The organism is Kosakonia pseudosacchari (assembly GCF_900184035.1).
Lineage (GTDB): Bacteria > Pseudomonadota > Gammaproteobacteria > Enterobacterales > Enterobacteriaceae > Kosakonia > Kosakonia pseudosacchari.
Genome location: NZ_FXWP01000009.1, coordinates 444,331 through 470,735, shown reverse-complemented (window position 1 = coordinate 470,735; position 26,405 = coordinate 444,331). Strand labels below are relative to the sequence as shown.

Annotated in this window: 22 protein-coding genes; 13 read left to right on the top strand and 9 right to left on the bottom strand. The window is 51.9% G+C overall.

All coding sequences use genetic code 11. The features are described 5' to 3' along the window. Positions 1 to 12 precede the first annotated feature (12 nt). The 4 genes from buk to BN2591_RS04185 form a co-directional block, all read right to left on the bottom strand. Positions 13 to 1,098, bottom strand: coding sequence for a butyrate kinase (buk, locus tag BN2591_RS04200; RefSeq protein WP_244172974.1), 1,086 nt, complete (start codon positions 1,096 to 1,098; stop codon positions 13 to 15). Beyond that, the gene (locus tag BN2591_RS04195) at positions 1,086 to 1,976 is read right to left on the bottom strand and encodes a phosphate acyltransferase (RefSeq protein ID WP_086869305.1); all 891 of its coding nucleotides are present in this window, start codon (positions 1,974 to 1,976) and stop codon (positions 1,086 to 1,088) included. The genes buk and BN2591_RS04195 overlap by 13 nt, the downstream gene beginning before the upstream one ends. A 72-nt stretch (positions 1,977 to 2,048) precedes the next feature. Next, a complete protein-coding gene (phbB, locus tag BN2591_RS04190; RefSeq protein ID WP_086869303.1) occupies positions 2,049 to 2,786 on the bottom strand; it encodes an acetoacetyl-CoA reductase in 738 nt (245 codons plus the stop codon). A gap of 40 nt (positions 2,787 to 2,826) precedes the next feature. Then, the gene (locus tag BN2591_RS04185; protein WP_086869301.1) at positions 2,827 to 4,014 is read right to left on the bottom strand and encodes an acetyl-CoA C-acetyltransferase; all 1,188 of its coding nucleotides are present in this window, start codon (positions 4,012 to 4,014) and stop codon (positions 2,827 to 2,829) included. A 522-nt stretch (positions 4,015 to 4,536) separates the two neighbouring features. On the opposite strand from BN2591_RS04185, the gene BN2591_RS04180 reads away from it, so the two are divergent. Together BN2591_RS04180 and fabV are read left to right on the top strand one after the other, a co-directional pair. After that, on the top strand, positions 4,537 to 4,977 hold the full coding sequence (locus BN2591_RS04180; RefSeq protein ID WP_086869299.1) for a MaoC family dehydratase: 441 nt from the start codon (positions 4,537 to 4,539) through the stop codon (positions 4,975 to 4,977). Next, entirely contained in the window at positions 4,977 to 6,170 is a 1,194-nt protein-coding gene (gene fabV, locus BN2591_RS04175) for an enoyl-ACP reductase FabV (protein ID WP_086869297.1), read from the top strand. Before BN2591_RS04180 ends, fabV begins: the two co-directional genes overlap by 1 nt. 82 nt (positions 6,171 to 6,252) lie before the next feature. On the opposite strand, the gene umuC is transcribed toward fabV, so the two are convergent. Both umuC and umuD read right to left on the bottom strand, forming a co-directional pair. Continuing rightward, complete coding sequence (umuC, locus tag BN2591_RS04170) at positions 6,253 to 7,515, bottom strand: translesion error-prone DNA polymerase V subunit UmuC (RefSeq protein WP_086869295.1); 1,263 nt, start codon at positions 7,513 to 7,515, stop codon at positions 6,253 to 6,255. Continuing rightward, complete coding sequence (gene umuD, locus BN2591_RS04165; RefSeq protein WP_086869293.1) at positions 7,499 to 7,933, bottom strand: translesion error-prone DNA polymerase V autoproteolytic subunit; 435 nt, start codon at positions 7,931 to 7,933, stop codon at positions 7,499 to 7,501. The genes umuC and umuD overlap by 17 nt, the downstream gene beginning before the upstream one ends. 367 nt (positions 7,934 to 8,300) lie before the next feature. Here umuD and BN2591_RS04160 point away from each other — a divergent pair, with 367 nt between their 5' ends. Continuing rightward, complete coding sequence (locus BN2591_RS04160) at positions 8,301 to 9,221, top strand: hypothetical protein (protein ID WP_086869291.1); 921 nt, start codon at positions 8,301 to 8,303, stop codon at positions 9,219 to 9,221. Positions 9,222 to 9,262: 41 nt separating this feature from the next. Then, complete coding sequence (locus BN2591_RS04155; protein WP_086869289.1) at positions 9,263 to 9,529, top strand: hypothetical protein; 267 nt, start codon at positions 9,263 to 9,265, stop codon at positions 9,527 to 9,529. A gap of 472 nt (positions 9,530 to 10,001) precedes the next feature. Here the strand turns inward: BN2591_RS04155 and BN2591_RS04150 are convergent, their stop codons facing one another. Together BN2591_RS04150 and BN2591_RS04145 are read right to left on the bottom strand one after the other, a co-directional pair. Continuing rightward, a complete protein-coding gene (locus BN2591_RS04150; RefSeq protein WP_086869287.1) occupies positions 10,002 to 11,573 on the bottom strand; it encodes a methyl-accepting chemotaxis protein in 1,572 nt (523 codons plus the stop codon). A gap of 579 nt (positions 11,574 to 12,152) precedes the next feature. Next, entirely contained in the window at positions 12,153 to 12,941 is a 789-nt protein-coding gene (locus tag BN2591_RS04145) for a MipA/OmpV family protein (protein ID WP_162842156.1), read from the bottom strand. 124 nt (positions 12,942 to 13,065) lie between these two features. Between BN2591_RS04145 and BN2591_RS04140 the strand changes: the two genes are divergently transcribed. The 9 genes from BN2591_RS04140 to BN2591_RS04100 all read left to right on the top strand — a co-directional run bounded on the left by BN2591_RS04140 (position 13,066) and on the right by BN2591_RS04100 (position 25,541). Continuing rightward, on the top strand, positions 13,066 to 13,761 hold the full coding sequence (locus BN2591_RS04140) for a response regulator (protein WP_086869283.1): 696 nt from the start codon (positions 13,066 to 13,068) through the stop codon (positions 13,759 to 13,761). Further along, on the top strand, positions 13,758 to 14,954 hold the full coding sequence (locus tag BN2591_RS04135) for a sensor histidine kinase (protein WP_086869281.1): 1,197 nt from the start codon (positions 13,758 to 13,760) through the stop codon (positions 14,952 to 14,954). The genes BN2591_RS04140 and BN2591_RS04135 overlap by 4 nt, the downstream gene beginning before the upstream one ends. A gap of 78 nt (positions 14,955 to 15,032) precedes the next feature. Then, a complete protein-coding gene (locus BN2591_RS04130; RefSeq protein ID WP_086869279.1) occupies positions 15,033 to 16,187 on the top strand; it encodes an efflux RND transporter periplasmic adaptor subunit in 1,155 nt (384 codons plus the stop codon). Continuing rightward, a complete protein-coding gene (locus BN2591_RS04125; RefSeq protein ID WP_086869276.1) occupies positions 16,184 to 19,240 on the top strand; it encodes an efflux RND transporter permease subunit in 3,057 nt (1,018 codons plus the stop codon). Before BN2591_RS04130 ends, BN2591_RS04125 begins: the two co-directional genes overlap by 4 nt. Before the next feature lie 208 nt (positions 19,241 to 19,448). Continuing rightward, the gene (locus BN2591_RS04120; protein ID WP_086869273.1) at positions 19,449 to 21,056 is read left to right on the top strand and encodes an EAL domain-containing protein; all 1,608 of its coding nucleotides are present in this window, start codon (positions 19,449 to 19,451) and stop codon (positions 21,054 to 21,056) included. A 95-nt stretch (positions 21,057 to 21,151) separates the two neighbouring features. Beyond that, positions 21,152 to 22,216, top strand: coding sequence for an AI-2E family transporter (locus tag BN2591_RS04115; protein ID WP_086869271.1), 1,065 nt, complete (start codon positions 21,152 to 21,154; stop codon positions 22,214 to 22,216). 382 nt (positions 22,217 to 22,598) lie between these two features. Then, on the top strand, positions 22,599 to 22,955 hold the full coding sequence (gene mdtJ, locus BN2591_RS04110) for a multidrug/spermidine efflux SMR transporter subunit MdtJ (protein WP_086869269.1): 357 nt from the start codon (positions 22,599 to 22,601) through the stop codon (positions 22,953 to 22,955). Beyond that, the gene (mdtI, locus tag BN2591_RS04105; protein WP_086869267.1) at positions 22,942 to 23,271 is read left to right on the top strand and encodes a multidrug/spermidine efflux SMR transporter subunit MdtI; all 330 of its coding nucleotides are present in this window, start codon (positions 22,942 to 22,944) and stop codon (positions 23,269 to 23,271) included. The genes mdtJ and mdtI overlap by 14 nt, the downstream gene beginning before the upstream one ends. 107 nt (positions 23,272 to 23,378) lie before the next feature. After that, entirely contained in the window at positions 23,379 to 25,541 is a 2,163-nt protein-coding gene (locus BN2591_RS04100; protein ID WP_086869265.1) for a putative bifunctional diguanylate cyclase/phosphodiesterase, read from the top strand. Between the two features lies 1 nt (position 25,542). On the opposite strand, the gene BN2591_RS04095 is transcribed toward BN2591_RS04100, so the two are convergent. Continuing rightward, complete coding sequence (locus BN2591_RS04095) at positions 25,543 to 26,373, bottom strand: trypsin-like serine peptidase (protein ID WP_086869262.1); 831 nt, start codon at positions 26,371 to 26,373, stop codon at positions 25,543 to 25,545. Positions 26,374 to 26,405 lie beyond the last annotated feature (32 nt).

The following is a 26,405-nucleotide window of genomic DNA, read 5'->3' as shown; positions in this document are numbered from 1 at the left end:
GTTTATACCTCTTTAGTATTCGACTAACTCCCTTTGACCTTCCATCGCTGCCAGTACGCCATCGGCCAGCGCGAACATCTCATCCTCACCTGGATAAACGACGATTTCAGGTGTAATAAAACTGACGCGCTGACGAATAAATTCGACAATTCTTCTGTTATAGGCAATGCCGCCGGTAATGATGATGGCATCGACCCATCCCTCCAGTACGGCGGCGCATGAGGCGATCTCTTTGGCTATCTGGTAAGCCATGGCTTCCAGAATGTCCCGCGCCTTTTTATTCCCATCCATAATCTGTTGTTCAACGTCGCGGATATCCTTGGTTCCCAGATAACCATATACACCGCCTTCGCCAATCAACTTCTTCTTCAATTGCGCATACGTGTACTGCCCGGAAAAGCACAGCTTTAATAATTCATAGCTGGGAAGGCGGCCTGCGCGTTCCGGCGAGAATGGTCCATCGCCGCCCAGGGCTGAATTTACATCCACAATACGACCATTGCGGTGAGCGCCTACGCTGATACCGCCACCTAAATGGGCAACGATCAATTTAAGCGCGGAATAGGAGCGGTTTGTTTCCGTGGCATAACGATACGCGACTGCTTTCTGATTCAGCGCGTGAAAAGCGCCAACGCGTGAAATTTCCGGTATTCCGGATATCTTTGCTATCGGGTCATATTCATCGACGACGACAGGATCAACGGTATAAGCCATCTCTTCTTTATTTACCGCCCGCGCGAATTCCCAGGCCAGGATGGCTCCCAGATTAGAAGCATGTTCACCGTTCAGACCTACACTGGCATCGTGAATATAGTCGTCATTAATACGATAAACGCCGCTTTGCAAATGACGCACCAGGCCACCCCGACCGATAAATATATCAATGTCATTTAAGCGAAAACCATGCTCCTGCAATATGTCGAGAATTATCTGTTTGCGAAACGCTTTTTGATCCAGCATCGTGGAAAAAGCTGCCATCTCTTTTTCATCATGGTTAAAGGTGCGGTAAATAAGCTGTGTGCGGTTGTTATATACCGCGATTTTCGTCGATGTTGAGCCTGGGTTTATTACCAAAATATACATAATCAGTCCTTGCATTGAGAAATCGCACAAGCAATAGCAAAATATTTTGTTTTCGCTGTGTCTGATCGCGAGGTAAATACAACCGGTTTTGCTGTTCCCGTCAGTGTGCTTGCGCTCAATGCTCCGCCAAGCTGCATTACCGTTTTATAAAATACATTGGCGCTGTTGATATCCGGAAGGACGGCGAGGTCAATATCGCCGCCCACCTGGGAGTGCAACCCTTTATGTCGGCAGGATTCTTTATTAAACGCCAGATCGATGGACAGCGGACCTTCAACAATACAATTATCATAAGCGATGCCGCTTAGCGCCGCGGCATCCACGGTAGCGGCGATGGCTGGCGTGATATGCTCAACGGCGGCAATCAGCGCGACTTTGGGCACCGCAATACCAACCTGGTGCAGGACATTAACCGACTGAGCAATCATCGTGGCTTTATCTCGCTGGTCAGGTGTAATCGTGATTCCGGCATCGGTAATAGCAAATAGCTTGTGATAATGCGGGCTTTCGATGAACGCTAATTGCGTGACAAGCCTTGATGCCGCTATGCCGGTCTCTTTATTTAAAATTGCGCGTAAATAAATGGCGCTATCGACAAGACCTTTCATTAAAATATCGGCTTGCCCTGATTTGACCACTCTCACCGCTTCTTTACAGGCTTCTGTTTTATCCGGAAGATCAATTATTTCGACATGGCTGATATCAAATTTAAGGTTTTCAGCGAGCGAGATTATTTTATCCCGGCAACCAATCAGAATTGCCTCTGCCAGCCCGTCATTTCTGATCCATTTAATGGCTTCGAGTGCATGAGAATCTTCTGCTGCGGCAACGGCAACTATTTTCGGCCTTTTACTGCGCGCAAGCTCAACAAACGAACTTAACTTTTCAAGCATGATAAAAATATCCCGAGTTCCCAATGTCGCCTCACTAGATGATCGCTGGTGAGGCCCGTCAATGACATGTCCTTAATACATATGCTGCCCGCCGTTAATGGCGATATTGGAGCCGGTAATAAACCCGGCCTTATCACTGACCAGATACATAACCAGTTCGGCGATTTCATCCGCTTCGCCGAGACGACCCACCGGAATTTGCGCCACAATCGCCTCCAGCACATCGGTAGGAATGGCCTGCATCATTTCGGTGTTGATATAACCTGGGGAGATGGTATTAACGGTAATATTTTTACGTGCTACTTCCTGCGCCAGCGCTTTCGTAAAACCATGCACACCGGCTTTGGCGGCCGAATAATTCGCCTGACCAAACTGTCCTTTCTGGCCATTTATCGACGACATATTAATGATGCGCCCGCGCTGGTTTGCCAGCATGTTATCCAGCACGGGTTTGGTCATGTTGAACATGCTGTTCAGGTTGACCTGAATAACCGCATCCCATTGTGATTTATCCATTTTTTTGAAGGTCGCATCGCGGGTAATACCCGCGTTGTTCACCAGAATATCAATGTGTCCATACTGTTTAAGCAGCGTGCCGACCGCGTCCTGGCACTGCGCATAATCGCTGACGTCGCAACGAATAGCATCGGCTTTGGTAAACCCTGCTGCTCGCTGGACTTCGACCCACGCTTTCAGTCTTTCCTCATCCGTATCAATCGCGATAACCTGGTAATGCTCCAGCAGAAAGCGAAGGCTGATTTTTCCACCGATACCGCGGATCCCACCCGTTACAAGCGCAACTTTACCCATCATCATTTCCTCACGTTAAATAACATTCTGAATCGCGGCGTTATTCCATTTCGACAGTGACGGCGATACCCATACCACCGCCAATACACAGCGTCGCCAGACCTTTTTTGCTTTTTCTGCGCTGCATTTCATGGAGCAAAGAGACGAAAATTCGCGTGCCGGATGCACCGATAGGGTGACCGAGTGCAATCGCACCACCATTGACATTCACTTTCGAGAGATCCCAGCCCATTTCCCGGTTGACGGCGATGGCCTGAGCGGCGAAGGCCTCATTGGCTTCGATAAGATCCAGGTCATCAACCTGCCAGTTCGACCTGGACAGCGCATGACGAGACGCCGTGATGGGCCCGGTTCCCATTATTTCTGGCAACACGCCTGACGTACCAAACGCCACGATTCTGGCCAGCGGTGCGATCCCCAGCTCGCGCGCTTTTTTTGCCGTTGCCAGTATAACCATTGCCGCACCATCGTTAACGCCAGAGGCATTACCGGCGGTGACTGTGCCGTCAGTTTTAAACGCTGGGCGGAGTTTGGCTAAGCCTTCACGCGATGTTTGCGGACGGGGGAATTCATCGGTATCAAACAGGACGGGTTCTTTACGAGGCCGGGTGATGTCAACCGGAACAATTTCGCTGGCAAAATGATGCGTCTCCAGCGCGATCGCCGCTTTGTGTTGTGACGCAAGGGCGAAAGCATCCTGTTCTTCACGAGTGATCGCATATTTTTCTGCCACATTCTCGGCGGTGATCCCCATGTGGTAATCATGGAAGGCATCCCAGAGGCCATCCTTCACCATGCTGTCCTGCATTGGCCAGTTACCCATTTTCATGCCGCTGCGTGAATGGGGTAAAACATGTGGCGACTGGCTCATACTTTCTTGCCCTCCGGCAATAATTAATTCGGCATCACCACATTTCAGCGCCTGCCATGCCAGTTGCAGCGCTTTTAACCCCGAACCACATACTTTATTAATTGTCAGCGCCGGAACATCGGTAGGAATACCCCCCTGAATTAACGTCTGGCGAGCCGGGTTTTGCCCGCTTCCTGCGGTAAGGACCTGGCCGATAATAACTTCATCGATCTCTTTTACTGCAATCCCCGTTTTTTCCAGAAGTGCTTTAATCACCGTCGCGCCTAATTGCGGTGCGCTGATTTCAGCCAGCGATCCATTCAGTACGCCGATGGCAGTTCTTGCACAATCAAGAACGACAATATCCGTGTCCTTCATTTGTATTACCTTTTTATTTAAACGATTCAACTATTAATGCGCTGAGGCTTTTACGTTGTATTGATATGCGTCAATGCTTAAAAGGTGTTAATTTTAATGTGGTAGTTATAACGGTTCTTATTTTTCTGTATTTGACCTTAATCCTTTTTGGTTGTGATTTTGTTTTTATTTGTTATTACTATTTAATATATGATCTGTTTCTTAATCATTAATAAGATGTATATGCAGATCTTTCTTATCGATGCTGGTTTTATCTGGCTGATAATGATGATTTTTCCAGGCGATACAGCGTTGGCGCTGGACGTCAGGCTTGATGCCTGGGCCAGGCGTAAGAGGTAATTTAAGGAATAACTCAGCAACGTGATACACCTGAAAAAGAAAAATAACGCCACTCTCTTTGTTATGAGTATTCACCAGGTCTTGACGGGATTGGATGAAGCAGGCATATATTTACACTATTAGTTGTTTCTCTAAATATTTCCGTTAACTCCTCCACAATATATCAGAAAGGATGTGTGCTTTATGGTTAATACAATCCACAATTTGCATGTTGGTCAGTGTGCAGAGTTTAAAAAAACATTGACGGATAATGATGTCGTAGAGTTTGCATTGGCCTCTGGCGACACCAATCCTGTTCATCTGGATGAGAGTGCCGGGCGGGAAAGTATATTTGGACAACGCGTGGTGCATGGTATTTTGGTGAGTGGGCTAATATCAGCGGTAATTGCTAATAAATTACCAGGTAATGGCTCTATTTATCTTGGACAGGATCTCAAGTTTATTAAGCCAACATTTATTGGCGATACGATTACAGCGACGGCGGAAGTTATCGCGATTAATTGCGAAAAAAACCGGGTACGACTCAAAACCACATGCACCAATCAGCATGGCGATCAGGTTATTATCGGTGAAGCTGTCGTTTTACCCCCACGAGAAAAAGCGCTTGTGGAGGAGGTGAACTGATGGAGCTCATTATTCAAGGTAATGTCGCTAAAAACTGCCACCCGGAAGGTTTACGCCAGGGCATTGATAAACAAATAAAATATGTTGAATCACATGGGGAAATTTATGGTCCGCGAAAGGTGCTGGTGATTGGTGCCTCGTCCGGATATGGGCTGGCCTCACGCATCGCGGTGGCCTTTGGTGGCGGTGCCGATACGATTGGCGTTTCCTTTGAAAAAAGCCCGGGCGAAAAAGGTATCGGTAGCGCCGGATGGTATAACAATATTTTTTTCCGTCGCCGGGCGCATGAGAAAGGGCTTATCGCGAAAAATTTTATCGCGGATGCTTTTTCCGATACGACCCGCAACGACGTGATTGAGTACATCAAGCAGGAGTTTGGCGGCAGCATCGACCTGCTTGTCTATTCGGTTGCCTCTGGCGTGCGTGTTTGCCCGGATGGTACGCGCTACACCTCGACGCTTGGCGTGCGCGGGCAAGCCTTTTCCGGCCCAGGGTTTGACCTGGAAACCCGCCAGATGGTGAACCAGACGCTGGAACCGGTGACCGAACAACAACTTGCCGATACGGTAAAAGTGATGGGCGGTGAAGACTGGCAACGCTGGGTTGATATGTTATCGGCGGCCGGTGTGCTGGCTGAAGGGTTCAAAACAGTGGCGTACTCTTATACCGGCCCGAAATCAACGTGGCCGCTCTATAAAGAGGGCGCATTAGGCGCTGCAAAAGCCCATTTGCACGCCACCGCTGATGATCTTGACGCGCAGCTACAACGCATTAATGGCCATGCCTACGCGGTGATCTGCAAAGCGCTGGTGACCAAAGCCAGCGCGTTTATCCCCATGTTTCCGTTATATATTACGTTGCTGTACAAGGTAATGAAGCAGAAGCGGTTGCATGAAACCTGTATTGAGCAGATGCACAGGCTGATGCTGAACCACCTTTACCCGCCAATGGGCAACGTCGTAACGGATGACGAGCGGCGGATCCGCCTTGATGATTTCGAGCTGCGCCCGGATGTCCAGCAAGCCGTGGAGCGGCTAAGAAAACGGGTCACCACCGAGAACTTTAAAACCGTTGGCGACTTCGCCGGGTATCTCGCCGAGTTTTACGCGCTGAATGGTTTTTCAATGCCGGATGTGGATTACTCCTCTGAACTGGATCTGCGCCAACTGGTAAAAGAGTACAGCCACGCATAAGCACGCCTGATATGACAAATGCGCCAGTCTGATGGCGCATTTGTTAATGAAAACCGCTGCCGGTTATGCTTCTGTTCAGTTTTTATTTCACGACAGGCAGATCGGAATAGCGGGTTGTATAGGCGGGGGAAAGCATTTCGCGTTTCATCGCCCAGCTTTTTTCTGTTCCTTGCCCTGCAAACCAGACGCTTCCTTTCCCCGACGTATTTAAACGATCAATGGTTTCCATCAGCACCGCGCTGTTCGCGTGCGGGCGGTTTTCATCAAATAAATTGAGTTGGGCCACGCCGCTGCTGAAAAAATCCGAAAGCATTACGCCAGCCTTCATATAGCGATGCCCCTCCCGCCATATCTGATCCAGCGAGCCTGTCGCGGCACGGATAATGTCGCGCGTATCATTGGTCGGCGTCATCAACGTCACGGATGCCTGGTTTCCGTAGTAAATATGATTATCCGCATGTGGGCTGGTACGAATAAAAACGCTGATGAAGCGGCAGAATTGATGTTCAGCGCGTAACTTCTCTGCCGCGCGCTCAGCATAGGCGCATATGGCCTGATGCATATCGGCATACTGCGTGATTCGCTTGCCAAAAGAGCGGCTACAAATAATTTGCTGCTTAGTTGGGGGAAACTCATCAAATGCCAGGCATGATTCGCCGCGCAGTTCCCGCACGGTACGTTCCAGCACAACATTAAAGTGTTTACGGATAACCCAGGTTGAACTGTCGGCAAGTTGCAGCGCATTTTCAATGCCCATTAACGCCAGCTTTTTACTGATGCGACGTCCCACGCCCCAGACCTCCTGTATCGGCACGTGAAACAGTAACTTACGTTGCCGCTCCCGGGAGGAAATATCCACAACGCCACCGTAGCTGGCCCATCTTTTGGCGGCGTAGTTGGCCACCTTGGCGAGGGTTTTCGTGGGAGCAATGCCAACGCCCGTTGTCAGCCCAGTATTTTTCAGGATCTGATTACGGATCTGGTGGCCGAATGCCTCAAGTGAAATACAGTTTGATACGCCAGACAGATCGATAAAAGCTTCATCAATCGAATAAAGCTCAACGGCGGGGGTGATTTCAGACAGCGTCGACATAACCCGATTGCTGAGGTCGGCATACAGCGCATAATTTGAGCTAAATACCGTAACGTTCTGACGATGAAGCTCATCTTTGATCTTAAAATAAGGCGCCGCCATGTCGATGCCCAGCGTCTTTGCTTCACGCGATCGCGAAATAATGCACCCATCGTTGTTGGACACGACAACCACGGGTTTCCCCTGAAGATCCGGGCGAAACAGCGTCTCACAGGAGGCGTAGAAGTTATTCACATCAACAAGCGCGAACATGTCGGTTTGACTTCAAGGTAAATGTTACGACGCCGAAGATCTGCAACTCTTCCTCAGCCTGGAAAACAATCGGCGCATAATGAACATTATGCGGGATGAGCTGGAGAACAGGGCGGGTCCGCAACTCCTTCACCGTGAACTCACCCGCAACCGCCGCAACAACAATGTCACCGTGCCCGGCGGTCAATGAGCGATCAACCACCAGCAAATCACCATCGCCAATCCCTGCACCGATCATCGAATCCCCGCTGACCCTGACAAAGTAAGTCGCGCTGGGGTGTTTAACGACCAGTTTGTTTAAATCAAGCCGCTCTTCGACATAATCCTGAGCCGGACTTGGGAACCCACAGGGAACGCGCTCAGTAAAGAGCGGAAGGGGAACGATGTAATCACTCTCGGTCGATGGGATGAACTGCATGATGATGAATCCGGTTAACTGTATTTATATACAGTATTGCTAAATTCAGTCACTGATCAAGAGGCGCAGCGCGCCATATTCAGGAAATGTTTGAAGTAGCAAAGAATTTAGCGAAAAAGTATCACTAAAAACTGGTGCCTGAATGCGGGTAAAAATAGACTGTTCCCCCTAGGGAAAATCTCATTGCTGCCTGATGCAAATGCATTGAAGCGCTCTCTTGCCGCGAGCCAGGGCGTGTTGGTTTGCGAGCGGGGTCGAATGAATCGGATCTTGCGCGTAATGAACGCCTCAAACATTCATATGTGGATGTTTGAGGCGAGATACAGGCGCAACTCAAACAGATAATAAATACATACAGGAATGAATCATGATCAAAAAAATAACCTACGCATCAGCCATGCTGCTTGCGGCCAGCGCCAGCTTTAGCGCAAGTGCAGCACCTAAAACCACTGCAAGTAAATGCCCTGCAACCATGGATATGGATAGTGTTGAAATTCGCGATGGTCAGCAGCTTATGATCCTGACGAAGGCTGCATTAGAAAACTATGAAATGGCGGTAGCCAAAGACGCTAAGTGCGTATCAATGTATCGTGAAACATATCGGGCGAAATATCTCCCTGAACTTAAGAAACTGGATACCGGCACCTCGGAGCCTCTCGTCAAATTAAAAACCGCGCCATTGTTGGCTGCTTTTGAAAATGCTATGCAACCTGACGTGGAAATAAAAGAAACGAATAGCAGAGTGGATGCCTATTATGCTGTCGCAAATGCCTACCTTGAGACAGCGATGCCTGGTAAATGGAAAGTAGCAGAAGATAACGACGAAATGCGAGGTGAAAAAACGTATCTGTATACGCTGGAGTCTGAGGATGTCGCAAAACTTTCGCCTCCCTATAAAGAAGCAAAGGCGACGATTCTGGTTATGCAGAAGGAAAAAGAAGGCGTGATTAGCGACCCGAAAATTATGTATTACGTTTCAGACGGTCAATTAACACTCCCTGTAGAAGGCGGTGAAATCGCGGCGAAATATGACGACGACGGAATCAGTCGCTATAACGGAAAGATATGCAGTGATGACAATCGTTCTTTCTGCCCTGATCTGGCCATTTACCAGCTGTTTGCTTATCTGGATGTACGCAGTAGCCACAAGGCTATTATTGAGTTGCCGTTCTATATTGATGGCCGCTATCAATATCATTTTAAAACCACTGGCTTAATAACCAGGCGCACAACACCGGATTACTTGCTGCAAAAAAAGCAGGAAAATAGAAAATTTATAAATGAGTAAAGTGGACGTTATTATTTTTCGCGCATTGAGGAGATGCTCATATGTTAAATATTGCAAGAAGCACCGGTAACACGACGACCGGCGTGCATATGCTACAGCGTTATAAAAATGGCTATCGCATTCGTTGCAACCGCGAGACGTTGATGCGGTTCACTTCCGTGGATGTTAAGCCGGAATATCGGCATCTGTTCGGCGCTGATGGACAAGGTATCTACCATTCGACTGACTTTCCAACCATTGCCGAAGGCGCGCAAGCCCTGTGCGACTTTATCCGGACGGTTTGTGGCCTGGAGTGTCACTGGAAATAGTAACAGTTTCAGGGGGTCGTGCGTTGAACCTGTAAAAAGAAGGGCGTCTACGAACATTTTATTGACTGTTTTTACAGTATATTCTCCGTTCTTTCGATCGAACTGCCCGGTAGCAAGATGGCACAAACCTTTGCCGTACACGCCTGGCCATGAGTTTCAAACTGTATTAAATGTCGCGGCACGCGTTAGCCATTACCGTAAATACTCGACGTAAAAAGCATGTGGGAAGTTTTGATTTGCGAGTAAAAAGGGGGATAAAAGAGAGCCTTTCTGGAAACCTTTGACATTATCCTCTGGCGCGCAGATGGAAAGTACGGCGACGTCTCATCCGCGTGGGAATGATTGGCGACATCGTTGCTGACGTTTACGTCGGCTGGCAAGAACCCAGCCGACGATATTGTTGCGTATGTCGCCGCTTTACGGCGACGTATTTATCACGACAGTGTTCCCTGCGAATCGCATACGCGCAGGATCAGACACTCGCCGGGACCCTGAACACACTTACCAAATCTTTCATCACTCTGGCTTGCTCGTTGAGCATTTCAGACGCGGCAACCGACTCTTCGACCAGCGCCGCATTTTGCTGGGTCGTGGTATCAATCTGACCAATCGCAATATTGATTTGCTGTACACCATCACTCTGTTCGAGGCTCGCTTGTTCGATCTCTTTCAGAATGCTGGAGACGTTATCCACGTTCTCGACCATTTCGTCCATTTTACCGTTCACCTGGCGCACCATTTCCAGGCCGCGCACGCTCTGCTGCGTCGAGTTTTCAATCAGCGCACGAATATCTTTCGACGAGTTCGCCGTTTTCTGCGCCAGATTGCGAACTTCCTGCGCCACCACGGCAAACCCTTTGCCGTGTTCACCTGCGCGTGCCGCTTCAACCGCGGCGTTAAGCGCGAGGATATTGGTCTGGAACGCAATAGAATCAATCAGGTTAATGATGTCAGACATTTTGTCCGCCGAGCTGCTGATGTTGTGAATTTCCTGAGTCAGCGAGCTCATCAATTTACCGTTATCTTTCGCCGCATCACTTGCTCTGGCAGAAAGCTGCGACGCATTTGCCGTGTTATCGCCCGTATTCTTAACCGTTGAGGAGATTTGCTCCATGGAAGCGGCAGTTTGCTCAATGGAACTCGCTTGTTCTTCCGTACGGGCAGATAAATCGCGTGTGCCGGCCATGATCTGCGATGCGCCAGTGGCGATATTTTCCGCGCCGCTGCGGATCTCCAGAACAATTTTTTTCAGCTCCTCCTGCATGTGGCCGATTGCGCCTGTCAGCAGCCCCGTTTCGTCTTTAGAAGTGACTTTTATCTCAGTGCCCAGATCGCCTTTCGCGATCCTGATCGCCGCATCAACGGCATGCCTGATAGGACCAACAATGGCACGTGAAATCATGATTGCCATGATAATGCCGAATATAAAACAGATAAGGGTAATGAAGATCAACACCATGCGGCTCACGTTGTAATCATGCAAAAAATCAGTATATGACGTTTGCATTTCATCCCGTTGCAGGCTGATAAAGCTATTGATCTTCTCTACATACTGGCTTTCGTAAGTACGCGTATGGGTTGAATATTCGGTGATGGCGGCATCAGGGTCGGTTTGTATATTACCCATCACTTTGCTACGCGACTGAATATAGAGGCTGCGCGCGGCAGTGATTTTCTCTAACAGCGCCTGAGAAGCCGCATCATCGGCTTGTTGATTCAGTTGCTTATAAAGTTCGCTTATTTTTTCAGACCTGGCGGCAAGGTCTGTAATCAACTGCGCTTTTTTGGTGGCATCTTTTTCAATGATTGCATTAAGAAATAGCGTTGTTGAACCATTAACATCACGAATTAAATTATTACCCAATGCGGTGGTAGGATAATCTTCGGTGACAATCTTGGATATTTTATTCTTCGCCTCATCAAGCCGGTAAATCGCATTCCCGGCAATAAAAAGTAGTAACAATAATAAGACGCCGAAGGAGAGCATTATCTTATTTCGGATACTGATACCCGTTGGTTTACTGATCGTTGTTGTATTTTCCATGGTCTTTCCTTAGTGAATTTTATCTGCATGCCTGGCCGCTATAGCGGTCGGCATCTACGTTTTATCGGCCATGAAAAAGTATTGATTAGGGATCGATCGTTAAAATCTTATTAAAAATGAAAAGCAATAGTTTATATCTATCAATTATGATGTGATCGATCGTTGATATATTGTATAATTTTGATGCAGCAATTTTTTTGAATGAAATTGATATAGTTAACGTAAATTAAAGAAATATCACAGAAGGCAGGAACAGCGTAAATAAGATGTATGGCGGTAATAAAACGTAACACACCGATTTACAGGGCAATGTTTATTGCCAGCAAACAAATAATCACCTGAGTAAGTACTTCAGAATTATTGCATAAGAAATACATCAAACCCGAAAGATAGCGCCGCTTTTTGTATGCCGCACGGCGTTCTGTGTCCAGCGCGGCATTCACCAGGGCTACTGCAACCGCATTTTTACGGTTAGCTGCTGATATAGGTCAGATAAGCCGCCAGGTAAACGACACCGCAGGCAAACCATATTTTTGCCAGAAACTGATAATCGTTTTTGTCCATCTTTTCCCGCACCTTTTAAAAAGTATACGTAATGGCAATCACCGCTGAGCCTTCATTACGGCGCAGAACAATAGGGCTGTCTGCCGCGTGATCGTTCAGCCAGGTGTAATTGGCGCTCAGCAATGTTCCCCAGTGGACATCAAATTGATGGCTCCACGTCAGGCTATTATCGATCCCGTAAAATCCCTGTTCTGCGCGGTAGCGCGCATAGCCGGAACGCAAACTTTGCTTGTGGCTGACACCGTAAAACGTATTCATATATCGGCTATCACCAAACAGCGCGGCAGACTGGAAAGCCAGCGTATCACGGGTGGTCTGCACCGGCAGCAAGGTGAGGGACGCCTGATACTGCACGCCCTGGCTATCGGTAAGTGGCAGGGTGGCTTTGCTTTCCAGCACCAGCCAGTCCGTGGCTTGCCAGCCAACCGCCAGCGCGGTATTTATCGTGGCATCAATATTGCCCATGCCTTTTAAGTTTTCTGCACCGTCCCGCCAGCCAGAATCACGATCGGCGCGGCCTGACGCATAACCCAGCGTATGTTCCAGATAAAAACCATTGTCGGTTTGCAGGTCATAACCGAGCCCTTTTTGCGAATCAAAAAAGAGCGCGTTATCGCGGGCCTGAATCAGCGGAACCACCTGCACACGTTGCTTGTCTGAACCGCTGTAGCGCGGCGCATACTCCCCGCCAATGCCCACCGTCACTCCGTTTTGCACGGCAGAAGTATCGTCGGCCCTGGCCGTGGCGGCAAACAGGGCCAGCAGTGGACCGGCGCTATACAACACGGTTTTTCTCATTATCATCATCACGTCTCGCTGGGTGGGATAGTATGCTGCGGCGAAGGTTCGCCATGTCCTGACGGGGAATATAGACAGGTCATATCAATAAACGGTCAGGGAATTATTAAGAAATGGTCAAGGTAAGCAAATGATATCCCGTAGAGTGCTTGTGATTGAAGATGATGCGGACGCGGCCGGCGTACTGGAAGCCTATCTGCGACGTGAAAACTATGAGGTTTCGCTGGCCGGCGATGGGCTGACAGGGCTGGAAATGGCGCAGCGCTGGAAGCCCGATCTGATCTTACTGGATATCATGTTGCCGGGCATGAATGGCACCGAGGTGCTGGCGGCGCTGCGACGCATTAGCGATGTCCCGGTGATCATGGTCACTGCTATGGGCGATACCTCTGAGCGCATAGGGGCATTGCGATACGGGGCCGATGATTATGTGGTGAAACCGTATCACCCAGGCGAAGTGGTGGCGCGCGTGCAGGCGGTGCTGCGGCGCAGTAAACGCACGGCCGTGCAAGACGAGGTGTTTCGCTGGCAAACGCTGGAGGTGGATGCCGTCGCCATCACCGCAACGGTAACGCAGGCTGAGAACAGTGTGCGCAGCCTGGAACTGACGCCAACGGAGTTTTCGATTCTGATAACGCTGATGCGCCACCCGACATTGCCGTTTTCCCGCCAGCACTTGCTGGAACACTGTTTGCCGGAGAGCGAAGCGCTGGAGCGCGTGGTCGATACGCATGTCTACAACTTGCGCAAAAAGCTGGAAAACGCGGGCGTTACCGGCGTTTTAGCGAATGTGCGCGGTATTGGATACAGGTTCCGCCAGCCATGAAAAATCCGGCTCATCAATCGCTGTGGCGCTGGATTTGCGCCCGCATCATCGCGCTGGCTGTCGGTACGGTTATCGTCATTGCCCTGTGTATGTGGCTGCGTTATGCCGTGCAAAACTACTGGGTTTTGCATGATATGCCGTCTGCGGTGAAGGCTGAGTTCCTCGCCCTGCTGGAGAACCCGCAGGCGAACCCGGTGCGTTTCCATGAGATTGTCGATACATGGTGGGGGATAAGCTATTCGAAGCCGTCCATTGCCTCGGCCGACTGGATCATGGTTGGCGTACTGGTGCTGGTGATGATCCCCTTTATTGTGATTATGGGGCTACGTTACGCCCGGCCACTCTCTTTACAGTTCAGCCACCTGCGTGAAGCGGCCGATGAAGTCACCCAGGGCGAATTTGGTCGCCAGGCGGATCTGGTAAAGGATGCGCCCGCCGAAGTGGTGCGTTTTGTCAGCGATTTTAACGACATGACCCGCCAGCTGGCGCGCTACGACCGGGAGTTGCGCGCGTCGCACGTTGCGATGGCCCACGAACTGCGCTCACCGCTAACGGCCGCCATTGGTCGCCTGCAAGGGATGCTTGATGGCGTCTTCGAGCCCAGCCAGCAACAACTGGGTATGGTGATGAAACAACTGCAGCACCTGAGCCGCCTCACGGATGAGCTGCATCTGCTCTCGCTGGCCGATGCCGGTCAACTGACGCTTCATCTTCAGCCGCTGTCGCTTGAAGATCTGTTAGCTGAGCAGCTCGCCTGGCTGAAACCACAGGCTGATGCCGCAGGCATTGCTATGTCGCTGACCTCCCGTTCCTCTTCGCTGTTTACCGGCGATGCGTTCCGGCTGGGGCAGGTCTTTATCGTGCTGATGGAAAATGCGCTGCGCTATGGTCGCCGGGGCGGCCAGCTTGCGATCCAACTCAGTAAGCCGGGTAACGCGTGGCGGATCGATTTTGAGGATGACGGGCCGGGGGTGGAGAGTGATTTTCTGCCGATCATGTTTGATCGCTTTACCCGCGCGGAAACCTCCCGCGCCAGGCATTCCGGCGGTAGCGGGCTGGGGCTTTCTATCGCGCGGGCGATATGTGTGGCCCACGGCGGCAGTATCAGCGCGGCGCTTCCCGAAAAAGGCGGGTTGCGGATCAGCATCACGCTCCCTGTGAGCGGTCACGGCGAAAAAAAAGTGCACTCTTGATGAATTCTTGACGAAACGTGGAGTGATTCTCGACGCACGCCACGTTAAATGGCGCCATTACCGATCCGGAGTGGCGTTATGTCAGAACAATTCACCGATTATTTTCGTCCGGGCCTGCACCATCTTTTAAATGCGGCTCGCTCATTATCATTACTTTCTCTGCTCCCGTTACTGGTGCTGACGGCGCTCATTGCGCTGTTGACGGGGTGTGGAGAGAAAAAAACAGACCACGCCGCGCCGCCAAGGCCTGTGCGTTATCTGGTTGTCGCGGCGGCTTCCGCACATCCCGGGACGGTACGAACCGGCGAGATCCGCGCCCATGATGAGACGGTGCTGGCTTTTCGGCTGGATGGCCGCATGGTCAGCCGGCTGGTGGATATCGGCGCGCGCGTACATGCCGGGCAGGTGCTCTCCACGCTGGAGAGTGAGACTGGTAAGAACCAACTGGCCAGCGCCACTGCTGATATGGAAAGCGCCCGCGCCGCCGAACAACTGGCCGTGCTGAACCTGAACCGGATGCAGAAACTGATGCCCTCCGGCGCGATTGCCCGCACGCAGCTCGATAGCGCCCGCGCCGACTGGCTGTCTGCCGCATCCCGCCTTAAAAGCAGTGCTGCCGCGCTGCGCAATGCCCGGGATAACCTGGCCTGGACACAACTGACCGCGCCTGCCGATGGCGTTATCACCCGCGTTAGCGCCTCGGTGGGGCAAGTGGTCAGCGCCGGGGAAAGTATCTTCACACTGGCGACCAGCGACGCGCGCGATGTGGTTTTTGCTCTCGCCGATCCGCAATTACTGCCCGCACAGGCAGCAAAAACGCCCCAGTTTCCGGTCGCACTGCTGGCCGATCCCACGCAGAAAACCACCGGCATATTGCGTGATATCAGCCCACAGGCCGATCCGCAAACGCGCACATGGCAGGTCAGGCTAACGCTTCAGTCCCCACCTGCGGCGATGGCGCTGGGCGCCAGCGCCACTATCTATATTCCGGTGTCAACATCGCCTGGTTTTGTGGTGCCGGCCTCGGCGTTGAGCCGCGTCGGCGACCAGCCGGCGGTCTTTGTTATCGACAAACAGTCGCAGGCGCAGCTTCGTACGGTCACGCTTGTGGGCTACACCGCCTCGTCTGCAGTGATTGCAAGTGGCATCAGTGCGGGGGATCGGGTTATCACCGCAGGCGTAAGCAAACTGCGCGCCGGTGAAAAAGTGATCCCAGGAGAGCAGCAGCCATGAGTCCAGTTGAAACCAAACCGCGCTTTAATCTTTCTGCCTGGGCGCTTGAACATCAGCAACTGGTGAGCTTTTTTATGATGCTGGTGATCGCCACCGGTATCTTCTGTTATGAAAAACTGCCGCGCAATGAAGATCCGGCGTTTACCATCAAAACAGCGGTGGTCTCCGCGCAGTGGCCTGGTGCGACGGTTGCCGACACCACGCGGCTGGTCACCGATGTACTGGAAAAAAAATTACAGGAGATCCCCTGGCTGGATTACATCGAAAGTGAAAGCCGGGCAGGCCGTGCCGTTATCTATGTGAATCTGCGCGATGACACTCCGCCACAGCGAGTGCCGGACATCTGGTATCAGGTGCGTAAAAAGATGCAGGACATTGCGCCTTCGCTGCCGCAGGGCGTGCAGGGACCGGCGGTGAATGATGAATTTGATGATACATTCGGCACGATTTATGGCTTCACGGCGGATGGCTATACGGCGCGTGAACTGCGCGATCGGGTGGAAGATATTCGCCGCAACCTGATGTCAGTGCAGGATATCGGCAGAATCACCCTGCTTGGTGAACAGCAGGAGCAGATAGTCATTGCGTTTTCTCCCCGGCAACTGGCCGGAATGGGGCTGGATATCCAGCAGGTGAGCGATGCGCTCAACGCGCAAAATGCCGTCGAGCCCGCCGGTATTATTCGTACCGGGCAGGATAATGTTGCGCTGCGGGTTAGCGGCGCGCTGACCACCGAAGAGAGCCTGCGGGCGGTTACCCTGCATATTAACGATCGCTATATTCCCCTGACCGATATCGCCACCGTGAGCCGCCAGCTTGCCGAACCGCCAGCACCCGTGTTGCGTGTCAACGGTCAGCCCGCGATAGGGCTGGCCATTTCCATGGCCTCTACCGGCAATATGCTGCGTTTCGGTCAGGCGCTCAACGCCAGGATGGCGGAGATAAAAAGTCAGTTGCCCCATGGCATTGAGATGACAAAAGTCGCCGATCAGTCGGCGGTGGTGAGCGATGCGGTTAGCGGCTTTGTGCGGGTGCTTGTTGAAGCGGTGATGATTGTGCTGGCGGTTTCCTTTGTCTCGCTGGGGATGCGGGCAGGGCTGGTGGTTGCCGCCGCCATACCGCTGGTGCTGGCGATGACCTTCGCTGGAATGATGCTGGCCGGAATTGGTTTGCAACGGATTTCACTGGGTGCGCTGATCATTGCACTTGGTCTGCTGGTGGATGACGCCATGATCACTGTCGAAACCATGGTAGCCAGGCTGGAAGCCGGTGAATCGCGCAAAAGCGCCGCCACTTACGCCTTTAAAACTACCGCGTTTCCTATGCTTACCGGGACGCTGGTGATGATCGCCGGTTTTATTCCCGTCGGGTTTGCCGCGTCCAGCGCCGGGGAGTACTGCTTTTCGTTATTTGCCGTGGTGCTGATAGCGCTGCTCTGCTCGTGGGGCGTGGCGATCCTCTTCTCGCCGTTGACCGGTGCCTGGTTGCTTCCCGCCAGGATAAAAGGCCACAGCAAAGGCAGCGGACGGCTGGCGCGTGCCTACCAGACACTACTGGCACGCGCGCTGCGCCACCGTTTATTGACCATTGGCATCGCGGTGGCGGCGCTGGCGCTGGCATGCGTGGGCGCCACCAGAATGAACGGGGAGTTTTTCCCGGCCTCGGATCGCCCCGAATTGCTGGTCAGCCTGTCGCTGCCCGCCAGTGCCGCGCAGCGGGAAACGGAAAGGCAAGCCGGGCGGCTGGAAAACGTGCTCAACGGTAACAAGAATGTGGATCACTACACGACCTATGTCGGCTCCGGCGCGATCCGTTTTTATCTGCCGATGGATGTCCTGCGGGATAACGAAAACACGGCGCAACTGGTGGTGGTGGCAAAAGATCTGGCGGCGCGCGATCGCCTGCGCCAGCAACTGGACAGCGTGCTGGCCAGCCAGTTCGCCAGCTTTACCACGCGCGTTTCGCCGCTGGAGTTAGGGCCGCCGGTGGGGTGGCCGGTGAAATACCGGGTGAGCGGGCCGGATTATGCGCAGGTGCAACAGATCGCGCGCCGGCTGGCGACAGAAATCGGCACATCGTCGCTTGCCCGCGAAGTGAATTTAACCGCCGGTGAACCGGAAAGAACCATCATGTTGCAGGTGAACCAGACTGCGGCACGGGCGGCCGGTGTTTCGTCGCAAAGCATTGCGCAAATGCTGAATACGGTCTGGTCCGGGCGTACGGTGACCACGGTGCGCGATAACGATCGGCTGGTGGATGTGGTACTTCGCGGCAACGATCGTGAACGGTTGGATCCCGGCACGTTATCGACACTGATGTTGCCTGGCGCTAACGGCACGAAAATTCCGCTGAACGAAGTGGCAACCGTCGGCTGGGGTGTGGGCGATCCGGTTATCTGGCGTCGCCAGCGGCTGCCGTTTATTACGGTTCAAACCGATCTGGCGCCTGGGGTGAGTGCTGAAAATCTGTCGGCTGGTCTGCGCCCGGCGGTGGACAAACTGCGTGCGCAATTGCCTGCAGGATATCAGATCGAAGAAGGCGGCACGGCCGCGGAATCGGCAAAAGGGAACGGCTCGGTTTACGCGGTGCTGCCGGTGACGCTTATCGTGATGCTGGTGTTGTTAATGCTCCAGTTGCAGCGTTTTTCGCGCATGTTGCTGGCGCTGTTGATGGCACCTTTCGGTTTGCCGGGCATTGTACTGGCGATGCTACCGACCGGCACACCGATGGGGTTTGTCGCCTTGCTTGGCGTGATTGCGCTGGCGGGAATGATTATTCGCAACGCCGTCATTTTGATAAGCGAAGTGGACAGTAATCTGGCGCAGGGGATGGCCGCGAACGCGGCGATTGTGGCTGCCGCCGAACACCGCGCCCGACCAATTATGCTAACGGCATGTGCCGCTATTCTGGGTATGATCCCGATTTCACATCAGGTGTTCTGGGGGCCGATGGCGTATGCGATTATCGGCGGGCTGGTTGTCGCCACGCTGGTGACGCTTACCGTGCTACCGGCGGCGTTCAGCCTGCTGCTCGATAAAGAAAGAGGTCATTAGTTGGAGCGCCGGGAGGGGTCATGACACGCCTGGCCGAGATGTCTTTAAAGTAAATGTCAAAAGCGCCGATAAGGAGAGTGGGGCGCATGCAGGATTTTTCCGCGCCGGAAGCGATAAAGTAACCAGGATGTTGCCAATAATTTTCTGCAAAAGGGATTGATGACAGGCAGACCGCCAGCGCGAGGTGGTCTGCATAAAGGTATTCAAAATGATAAAGGTGCTGAAAAAAAGCGTTTCCATATACATAGCAGCGTTATTTTTATCTTTTGCTTTTTTTTATATTGTTGCGCAAGTCGCCTACTATGCTTTTATCCAGGAAAAGGTAGAAGATTATGCCGAATCGATACTTGCCCGCAGCGATAATATTATTCTTCAGGTCCGCGAAATTAACGCATTGCGCGAAGAATTTTCTGTCTACACACCCTGTAGCGATCCCTATCTGCACGCCTTAAGAAAACGCTTATGGCCCTATCCGCTGATAAAAGATATTGGCTATGTTGAAGATGGCAGAATAATCTGTTCTGCGCTGTGGGGGAAATATCCTGCCCCGTTATCACTCAATGTGTTCAAGAATAAAGTGAGCAGAGGCAGTTATACCTGGGTCTTCGATGCGATGATTGAGAGTAATATTACTGCTGATGTTGTTTATAATAATAATTTTTCTGTCACTGTATCACCCTTTGCGTTTACCCGCTTTCGCGAAGAATCTACCCGGTGGGGGTTGAATGCGGTTGTCGGCGACTTTAATCACAAGCAACATTTTTTCCGCGTCGGTAATAATACCTCGCTACTCGAAAATATAGAGCATGGTAAAGTGCATGATCTCTTTTTTATTGCTGAGAAGTCATGTGATGCGCGGCATGATATCTGCGTCGTGGCTGGTGTCAGACACTCTTTCGTGTTTAACGATAACGGTTATATTCTGGTTTTCCTCTTTTGTGTGGCCTCGCTGGTAGGGCTGATTATTGGCGCGTTAATCAGTAAAAACCAGCATGAGAATCAGTCGCTATTAACCAGATTAGAAAATGCCATTATTAATAAAGAGTTGCATTTTGTTTATCAACCGCTTTACCGGGTAAAAGATAAAAGTATCATCGGGGTGGAAGTGCTGTTGCGCTGGAATGATAAACAGATGGGAAATATTGGTCCGGATATTTTCATTCCGCTGGCAGAAGAGAATGGCTTAATTAATAAAATAAGTCTTTATGTGGTTGAGCACGCTATCAAAGAGTGTGGTGCGGCACTGAGAGAAAAAGATATCACCCTAAGTATAAATGTTAGTTGTTCAGATATCTGCTCAAAGACATTCTATCAGCGGCTTGTTGATACCCTGCAACATGAAGGCGTGGCAGGGAAACATATCATGCTGGAAATCACCGAAAGGCAGAGTGGCCGCATCGAAGATATTATGCAATCAATACAGTTATATAAAGAGCATGGCGTATTATTTGCGTTGGATGATTTCGGCACCGGTTATTCAAATTTAAAATGGCTGTCCATGCTGGATGTTGATGAAATAAAAATTGATAAATCAATAACCGATTCTATCGGTACGCAATCCATTAACCGTCATATTCTGCCTGGTCTTATCGCGATGTTTAAAGATATGCCACGCATTATTGTTTTCGAAGGCGTTGAAAATGAAGCTCAGCATCTCTTTTTGCAAGGCAATTTACCGGAATCCTGCGCACAGGGCTGGTATTTTTCCAAAGCATTAGCTTTTTCTGAGATAGAAAATCTTCTGGCACAGGTAAAACAAACAGGTGAATGCGCCGTTCAGGGCGCTGATAACGACGCCGCCGTGATGACATCCTGACGGCGAAACGGCTCTGCCGCCTGAGGCGGCTCTGTTTTTACAATCAATTGGTAACGCTCTACACTGGTGGGCAGTTTCCCCATTGGATGTCCCGGATGACAACACTTAAAAGTAATAATTTCTTCTTTATCATTCTGTTATTACTGGTCAGTCTGGCGTTTTTCAGCCTGATCCAACCTTACTACTCCGCCATTATCTGGGCGGTGATCCTGGCGCTGATTTTTTACCCGCTGCGCATGCGTTTATCGGCGCTGCTCGGTGGGCGCAACGGTGTGGCATCGCTTATCACCGTGTTGCTGATCTGCGTGATTGTTTTTATTCCGTTGATGATGGTGCTCTCTTCGATCGCCGTGGAGGTCAATAGCCTGTACCAGCGGTTGCAGAATAACGGTACCGATTTGCCGCAGTTGTTAAGCAACGGGATCGCGCATCTGCCGGAGTGGGCAAAAAATTCGCTGCGTGAAAATGATTTCGATTCGGTCGCCTCGATTCGTGAAAAACTTTCCGGCGTGGCGCTGAGCGTCGGACGCTATCTGGCGGGCAGCGCAGTACTGATCGGCAAAGGCACGCTGGGAATTACCGTCGGCTTCTGTTTGATGGTCTATTTGCTGTTCTTTTTACTGAAAGATGGCGCAGAACTGGTGCGTAAAATTTACGCTGTGATGCCGCTGTCGGCGACCATCAAACGCCGCCTGTTCCTGAAATTCGCCGGTGTGGCGCGCGCCACGGTCAAAGGCACGCTGGTCGTGGCCATTGTGCAGGGGGCGCTGGGCGGTATCGGTTTCTGGTTCGCCGGTTTTAACGGTAGCTTGCTGTGGGCGACGTTAATGGCGTTTTTGTCGCTGATCCCGGCAGTGGGGACGGCGATTGTCTGGATCCCGGCGGTGATCTTTCTCTACTCCACCGGCGAGTTGATCACGGCGACCGTCCTGACGCTCTACTTCGTGATTGTGGTAGGGCTGGCTGACAATATTTTGCGCCCGCTGCTGGTGGGTAAAGATACCCGTATGCCGGATTATCTGATCCTGCTCACAACACTCGGCGGGCTACAATTCTTTGGCATTAACGGTTTTGTGCTGGGGCCGATGATTGCCGCGCTGTTTATTACCTCATGGAATTTGCTGGCGCAGTCGCGGGCGAATACCGATAAACAAGCGTAATAATATTTAAAAACGCCGTCCGCAATATTATGACGGCGTTTTTTCTTTGTCGTAAAGAAATGCAAAGACTTTGAGTAAAATCTTAGCCTGTGATAAAAAAGGGCAGTGTTTAACTACCGAGGACAATTTATTTCCGCCACGATGAGAAGCAATTCGCGGATAATTGTAATTATATGGACATTCTGTTCAGTGCTTTAAAACCTGTCTTTTCCCTCCCGTCTTCTTTCTGCTGCCTGTTGGCAGATGACCAGTACTGGCGCTCTGCGCTGTAGTTTTCTCGCTGCCTGAGCTGGCACATTGTGCCCGGCTGACATCGTTGTTTTTCCGGTTTTCCGTCGTTCGGTAAGCCGCAGGAAAGTATGTTCTCAAGCAGGAGAAAAAAATGATTTACTGGATTCTATTAGCCCTCGCAATTATTGCTGAAATAACCGGCACGTTGTCGATGAAATGGGCAAGTATTAGCGATAGTCATACCGGTTTTATTTTAATGCTGGTGATGATTGCGCTGTCGTATATTTTTCTGTCATTCGCGGTTAAAAAAATAGCCCTCGGTGTGGCGTATGCATTATGGGAAGGCGTGGGCATATTCATTATTACGCTTTGTAGCGTCTTTCTTTTTGATGAACCATTATCACCGCTGAAAGCCGCCGGTCTGGCCACGCTGGTACTGGGCATTGTGCTGATCAAATCCGGGACGCGTAAAGTCGTGCGTCAGGAGCGTAACCATGCTGCAGTTTGAGTGGATTCACGGCCTGTGGCTGGCAATGGCGATTGTGCTGGAGATTGCGGCAAACATCTTTTTAAAACTCTCGGACGGTTTTCGCCGAAAGTTGTATGGTTTCGCTTCACTTTTTGCCGTGTTAGCGGCATTTAGCGCCTTATCGCAGGCGGTAAAAGGTATCGATCTCGCGGTGGCGTATGCACTCTGGGGCGGGTTTGGCATCGTCGCTACACTCGCCGCAGGCTGGGTGCTCTTTGGGCAGCGCCTGAATTATAAAGGCTGGCTTGGCCTGGCGCTGCTGATTGTCGGTATGACGCTGATAAAACTCGCCTAATGTTAAGTTGCCCACGTTTGTGGGCAATGAAATTCGCGGCATGTATCAGGCTTAGGATATTATCTCTTCACATCTCTGTTTCCCCGGACACCAGTAAGGGTCGGCCAATGTTTAACCCGTTAAGCTGGCGCAATATCCCCACGGCAAGGACGCTGTTTGTCATGCTCTTTATGGCCGGCATCGGACTCATTGTTTCCGTTGTCGCGCTGCTCTATCTTTCGCTGCACCTCATTAGTGCTAAGGCCAATGAAATTGATGAACATCGCACCGCGCTTTCTGTGCAGGGCGCGATTCAGACGGCGGTAAACCGTACCCGGTCGCTGGTCATTGATAACGCCGTCTGGGATCAGGCGGTTCAGGAAGCGTATCGTCCTCAACTGGATAGCGCATGGCTATACAGCACCTGGGGGGCGGGGTTTAAAATCAATAACCTGTACGACGGCACCTTTGTGCTGGATGAGAAGTTCGCCGTGCTATGGGGGGCGTTTCGCAACCAACCTTTTACCGAGCCTAATCTCGCCTTTTTTGGCGACGGGCTGGCCGCGCTGATTCGCGACCACAACGAGCCGCTGCGTGAAGGGAAGGAGGTTTTCGCGGGCATCACCCGCACGCGCGAAGGGGTGGCATTTGTCAGTATCGGGCTTATCCGTCCGGCGAGCGGGCAGCTTGATATTGATGACGAGACGCGCCGCTACCTGGTGATCACCCGCCATCTCAACGAGAAGCTCCTCAGCGATCTGGGAAATACCTTTCAGATTGAGGATTTGCGCTTGCAGGCGCGAGCTTCCACCGTCGCCAGCATACCGCTGCGCGGCTCGGCAGGAGAAACGCTGGGGTATCTAAGCTGGACGCCACATTTGCCCGGCGCGGAGGCCGCGCAGGTGGCTGCGGGCAATATCCGCCGGATAGCTGCGCTGGCGGCAGGGTTGATCCTGCTGTTTATCGCGCTCAGCAGCGCCGGGCTTTACAAACTGGCGCGTGGGGAAAAGCTGGCGCGCAAAATCGCGCTGACGGACTGGTTAAGCCGTTTACCTAACCGCCGCGCGCTGATTGAACACCTCGACAACCTGAGCGCAATGGGCGATCCCGATATGATAAGCGTAGTGTTTATCGATCTCGACGGCTTTAAAGACGTGAATGACATTTACGGCCACGATGTCGGCGATCGGCTGATTGTGACGATAGCCGACACGCTAAGGCAAAAAGTGCCGACCGGCGGCGTGCTGGCGCGGATGGGCGGCGATGAGTTCGCCATGACGCTGAGCGGTCCGTGGTCACTGGAAAAGGCTGATGATTTTGCGCATAACGTGTTGCGCTACCTTGAGACACCTGTACGCATTGGCAAACGGACTATCCATATTGGTGCCAGCATCGGTGTTGCCAGCGGTACGCTGCTGGAGTGTTCCAGTTCAGAGCTGTTTCGCCGCGCGGATATCGCCATGTATCACTCAAAAATTACCGGCAAAGCACGGATGACCCATTATGACGCGGCGCTGAACAGCGCGCGTGAACGGCAATTAATGATTGAAAATGACATCCGTGACGGGCTGGAGCGCGATGAGTTTGATGTCTGGTATCAGCCGATTGTCGATGCGAAAAGCCAGACGATGATTGGCGTTGAAGCGTTGGCGCGCTGGCCGCGCCGTCCGGATGGCGAACTCAAGCCGGATGACTTTATCCCGGTCGCCGAAACCAGCGGGCTTATCTACGCGCTCGGGCAGTTTGTGCTGCGCCGCGCCTGTAGCGATTTGCAGCAGCTTAATCACCTGAAGTTGTCGGTCAATATCTCGCCCGCGCAATTTCGCGACCCGGAATTTGAAGACAAAGTGGCGCGGGTGCTGGAAACCTGTCTGTTTCCGGCGCACCGTTTACAACTGGAGGTGACGGAAACCTACGTGCTGGAAAACCCGGAGCGCGCCCGTTCGGCCATCGCCAACCTGAAAGCGCTGGGCACGGCGGTTGCGCTGGATGATTTCGGCACGGGTTATTCGAGTATTGGCTACCTGCGGCGCTTTAATTTCGACACCATAAAAATTGATAAATCGCTGGCCGGGCTGGTGGATGACGATGAACAAGCCTCGGCGCTGGTGAGCGGCACGATCCGTATTGCCAGCGCGCTGGGCATGCAGGTGGTGGCGGAAGGTGTGGAAAACGAAAAGCAGATGAAACTGCTGCGGCTGGCCGGCTGCGACCAGCTGCAGGGTTACTATTTCAGCGAACCGATGCCGCTTAATGATATTTTGCAGTTACGTTTGCGGCCAAAAGGCTGAATTACTCGTCGGCCTCTTTTGCCAGCGCTTCCAGCTTGTCACGAAAACCGGTAACCGAAATGGCGCGGTTGTCGGCGCGCCAGCGATCTTTCGCCGCTGGCGCCGAGCTTTGCACGGCAATCAACTGCCAGCCTGCATCGGTTTTCAGCATCAATGGCGAACCACTGTCGCCCGGTAGCGTGTCGCACTGGTGCGACAAAACGCTATTTTGCGCCCAGCCGGTGACCACGCAGTCCTGGTGGCTGAACAGGCTATCAAGGTGATCTTCCGGGTAGCCCGCCTGCGTCACTTTACGGTCGGTCGCTTTTAGCGCGGCGGTGAGTTCATCTTTGTCGCCGACAAAGATCGGCAGCGGCGTAATGCCGGAAGGGGGATAACGTAACACGATCAGCCCGAAATCCCAGGGTGCGGCGGCAGAGGGGACAATCCAGCCATCGCCATCGGCTTTCAGGCGGTGGCCAAGCGACGGATCGACACGACCTTCAATACCGTGAATTTCATACCGCCAGCTGCCTCGTTGCGAAACAAAGCGCAGCGCGACGGCTTTATCCGCTTTGCCGCGCGGCGGCGTTAACAGGCAGTGCCCGGCGGTTAATGCCAGGTGCGGGGAGATAAGCGTTGCCGTGCACAGATTGCCGCTGGCGGTTTCCAACTGGCCAATCGCATCCCATGGCGCTTTGGTAGGGGTAGTAACAGGAACCCTGTCATCATGACCAAAAAAGAGCGTTTTCACATCACGGGCGCTTATCGCGTCATCGCCGCTATCGTCAGCATGTCCAACAGCGGAAAACAAAAACAGCGGTCCCAGCAACAGCACAACGGTTTTTCGCATATCACACTCTGGTGGGGTAATTATGATTATTA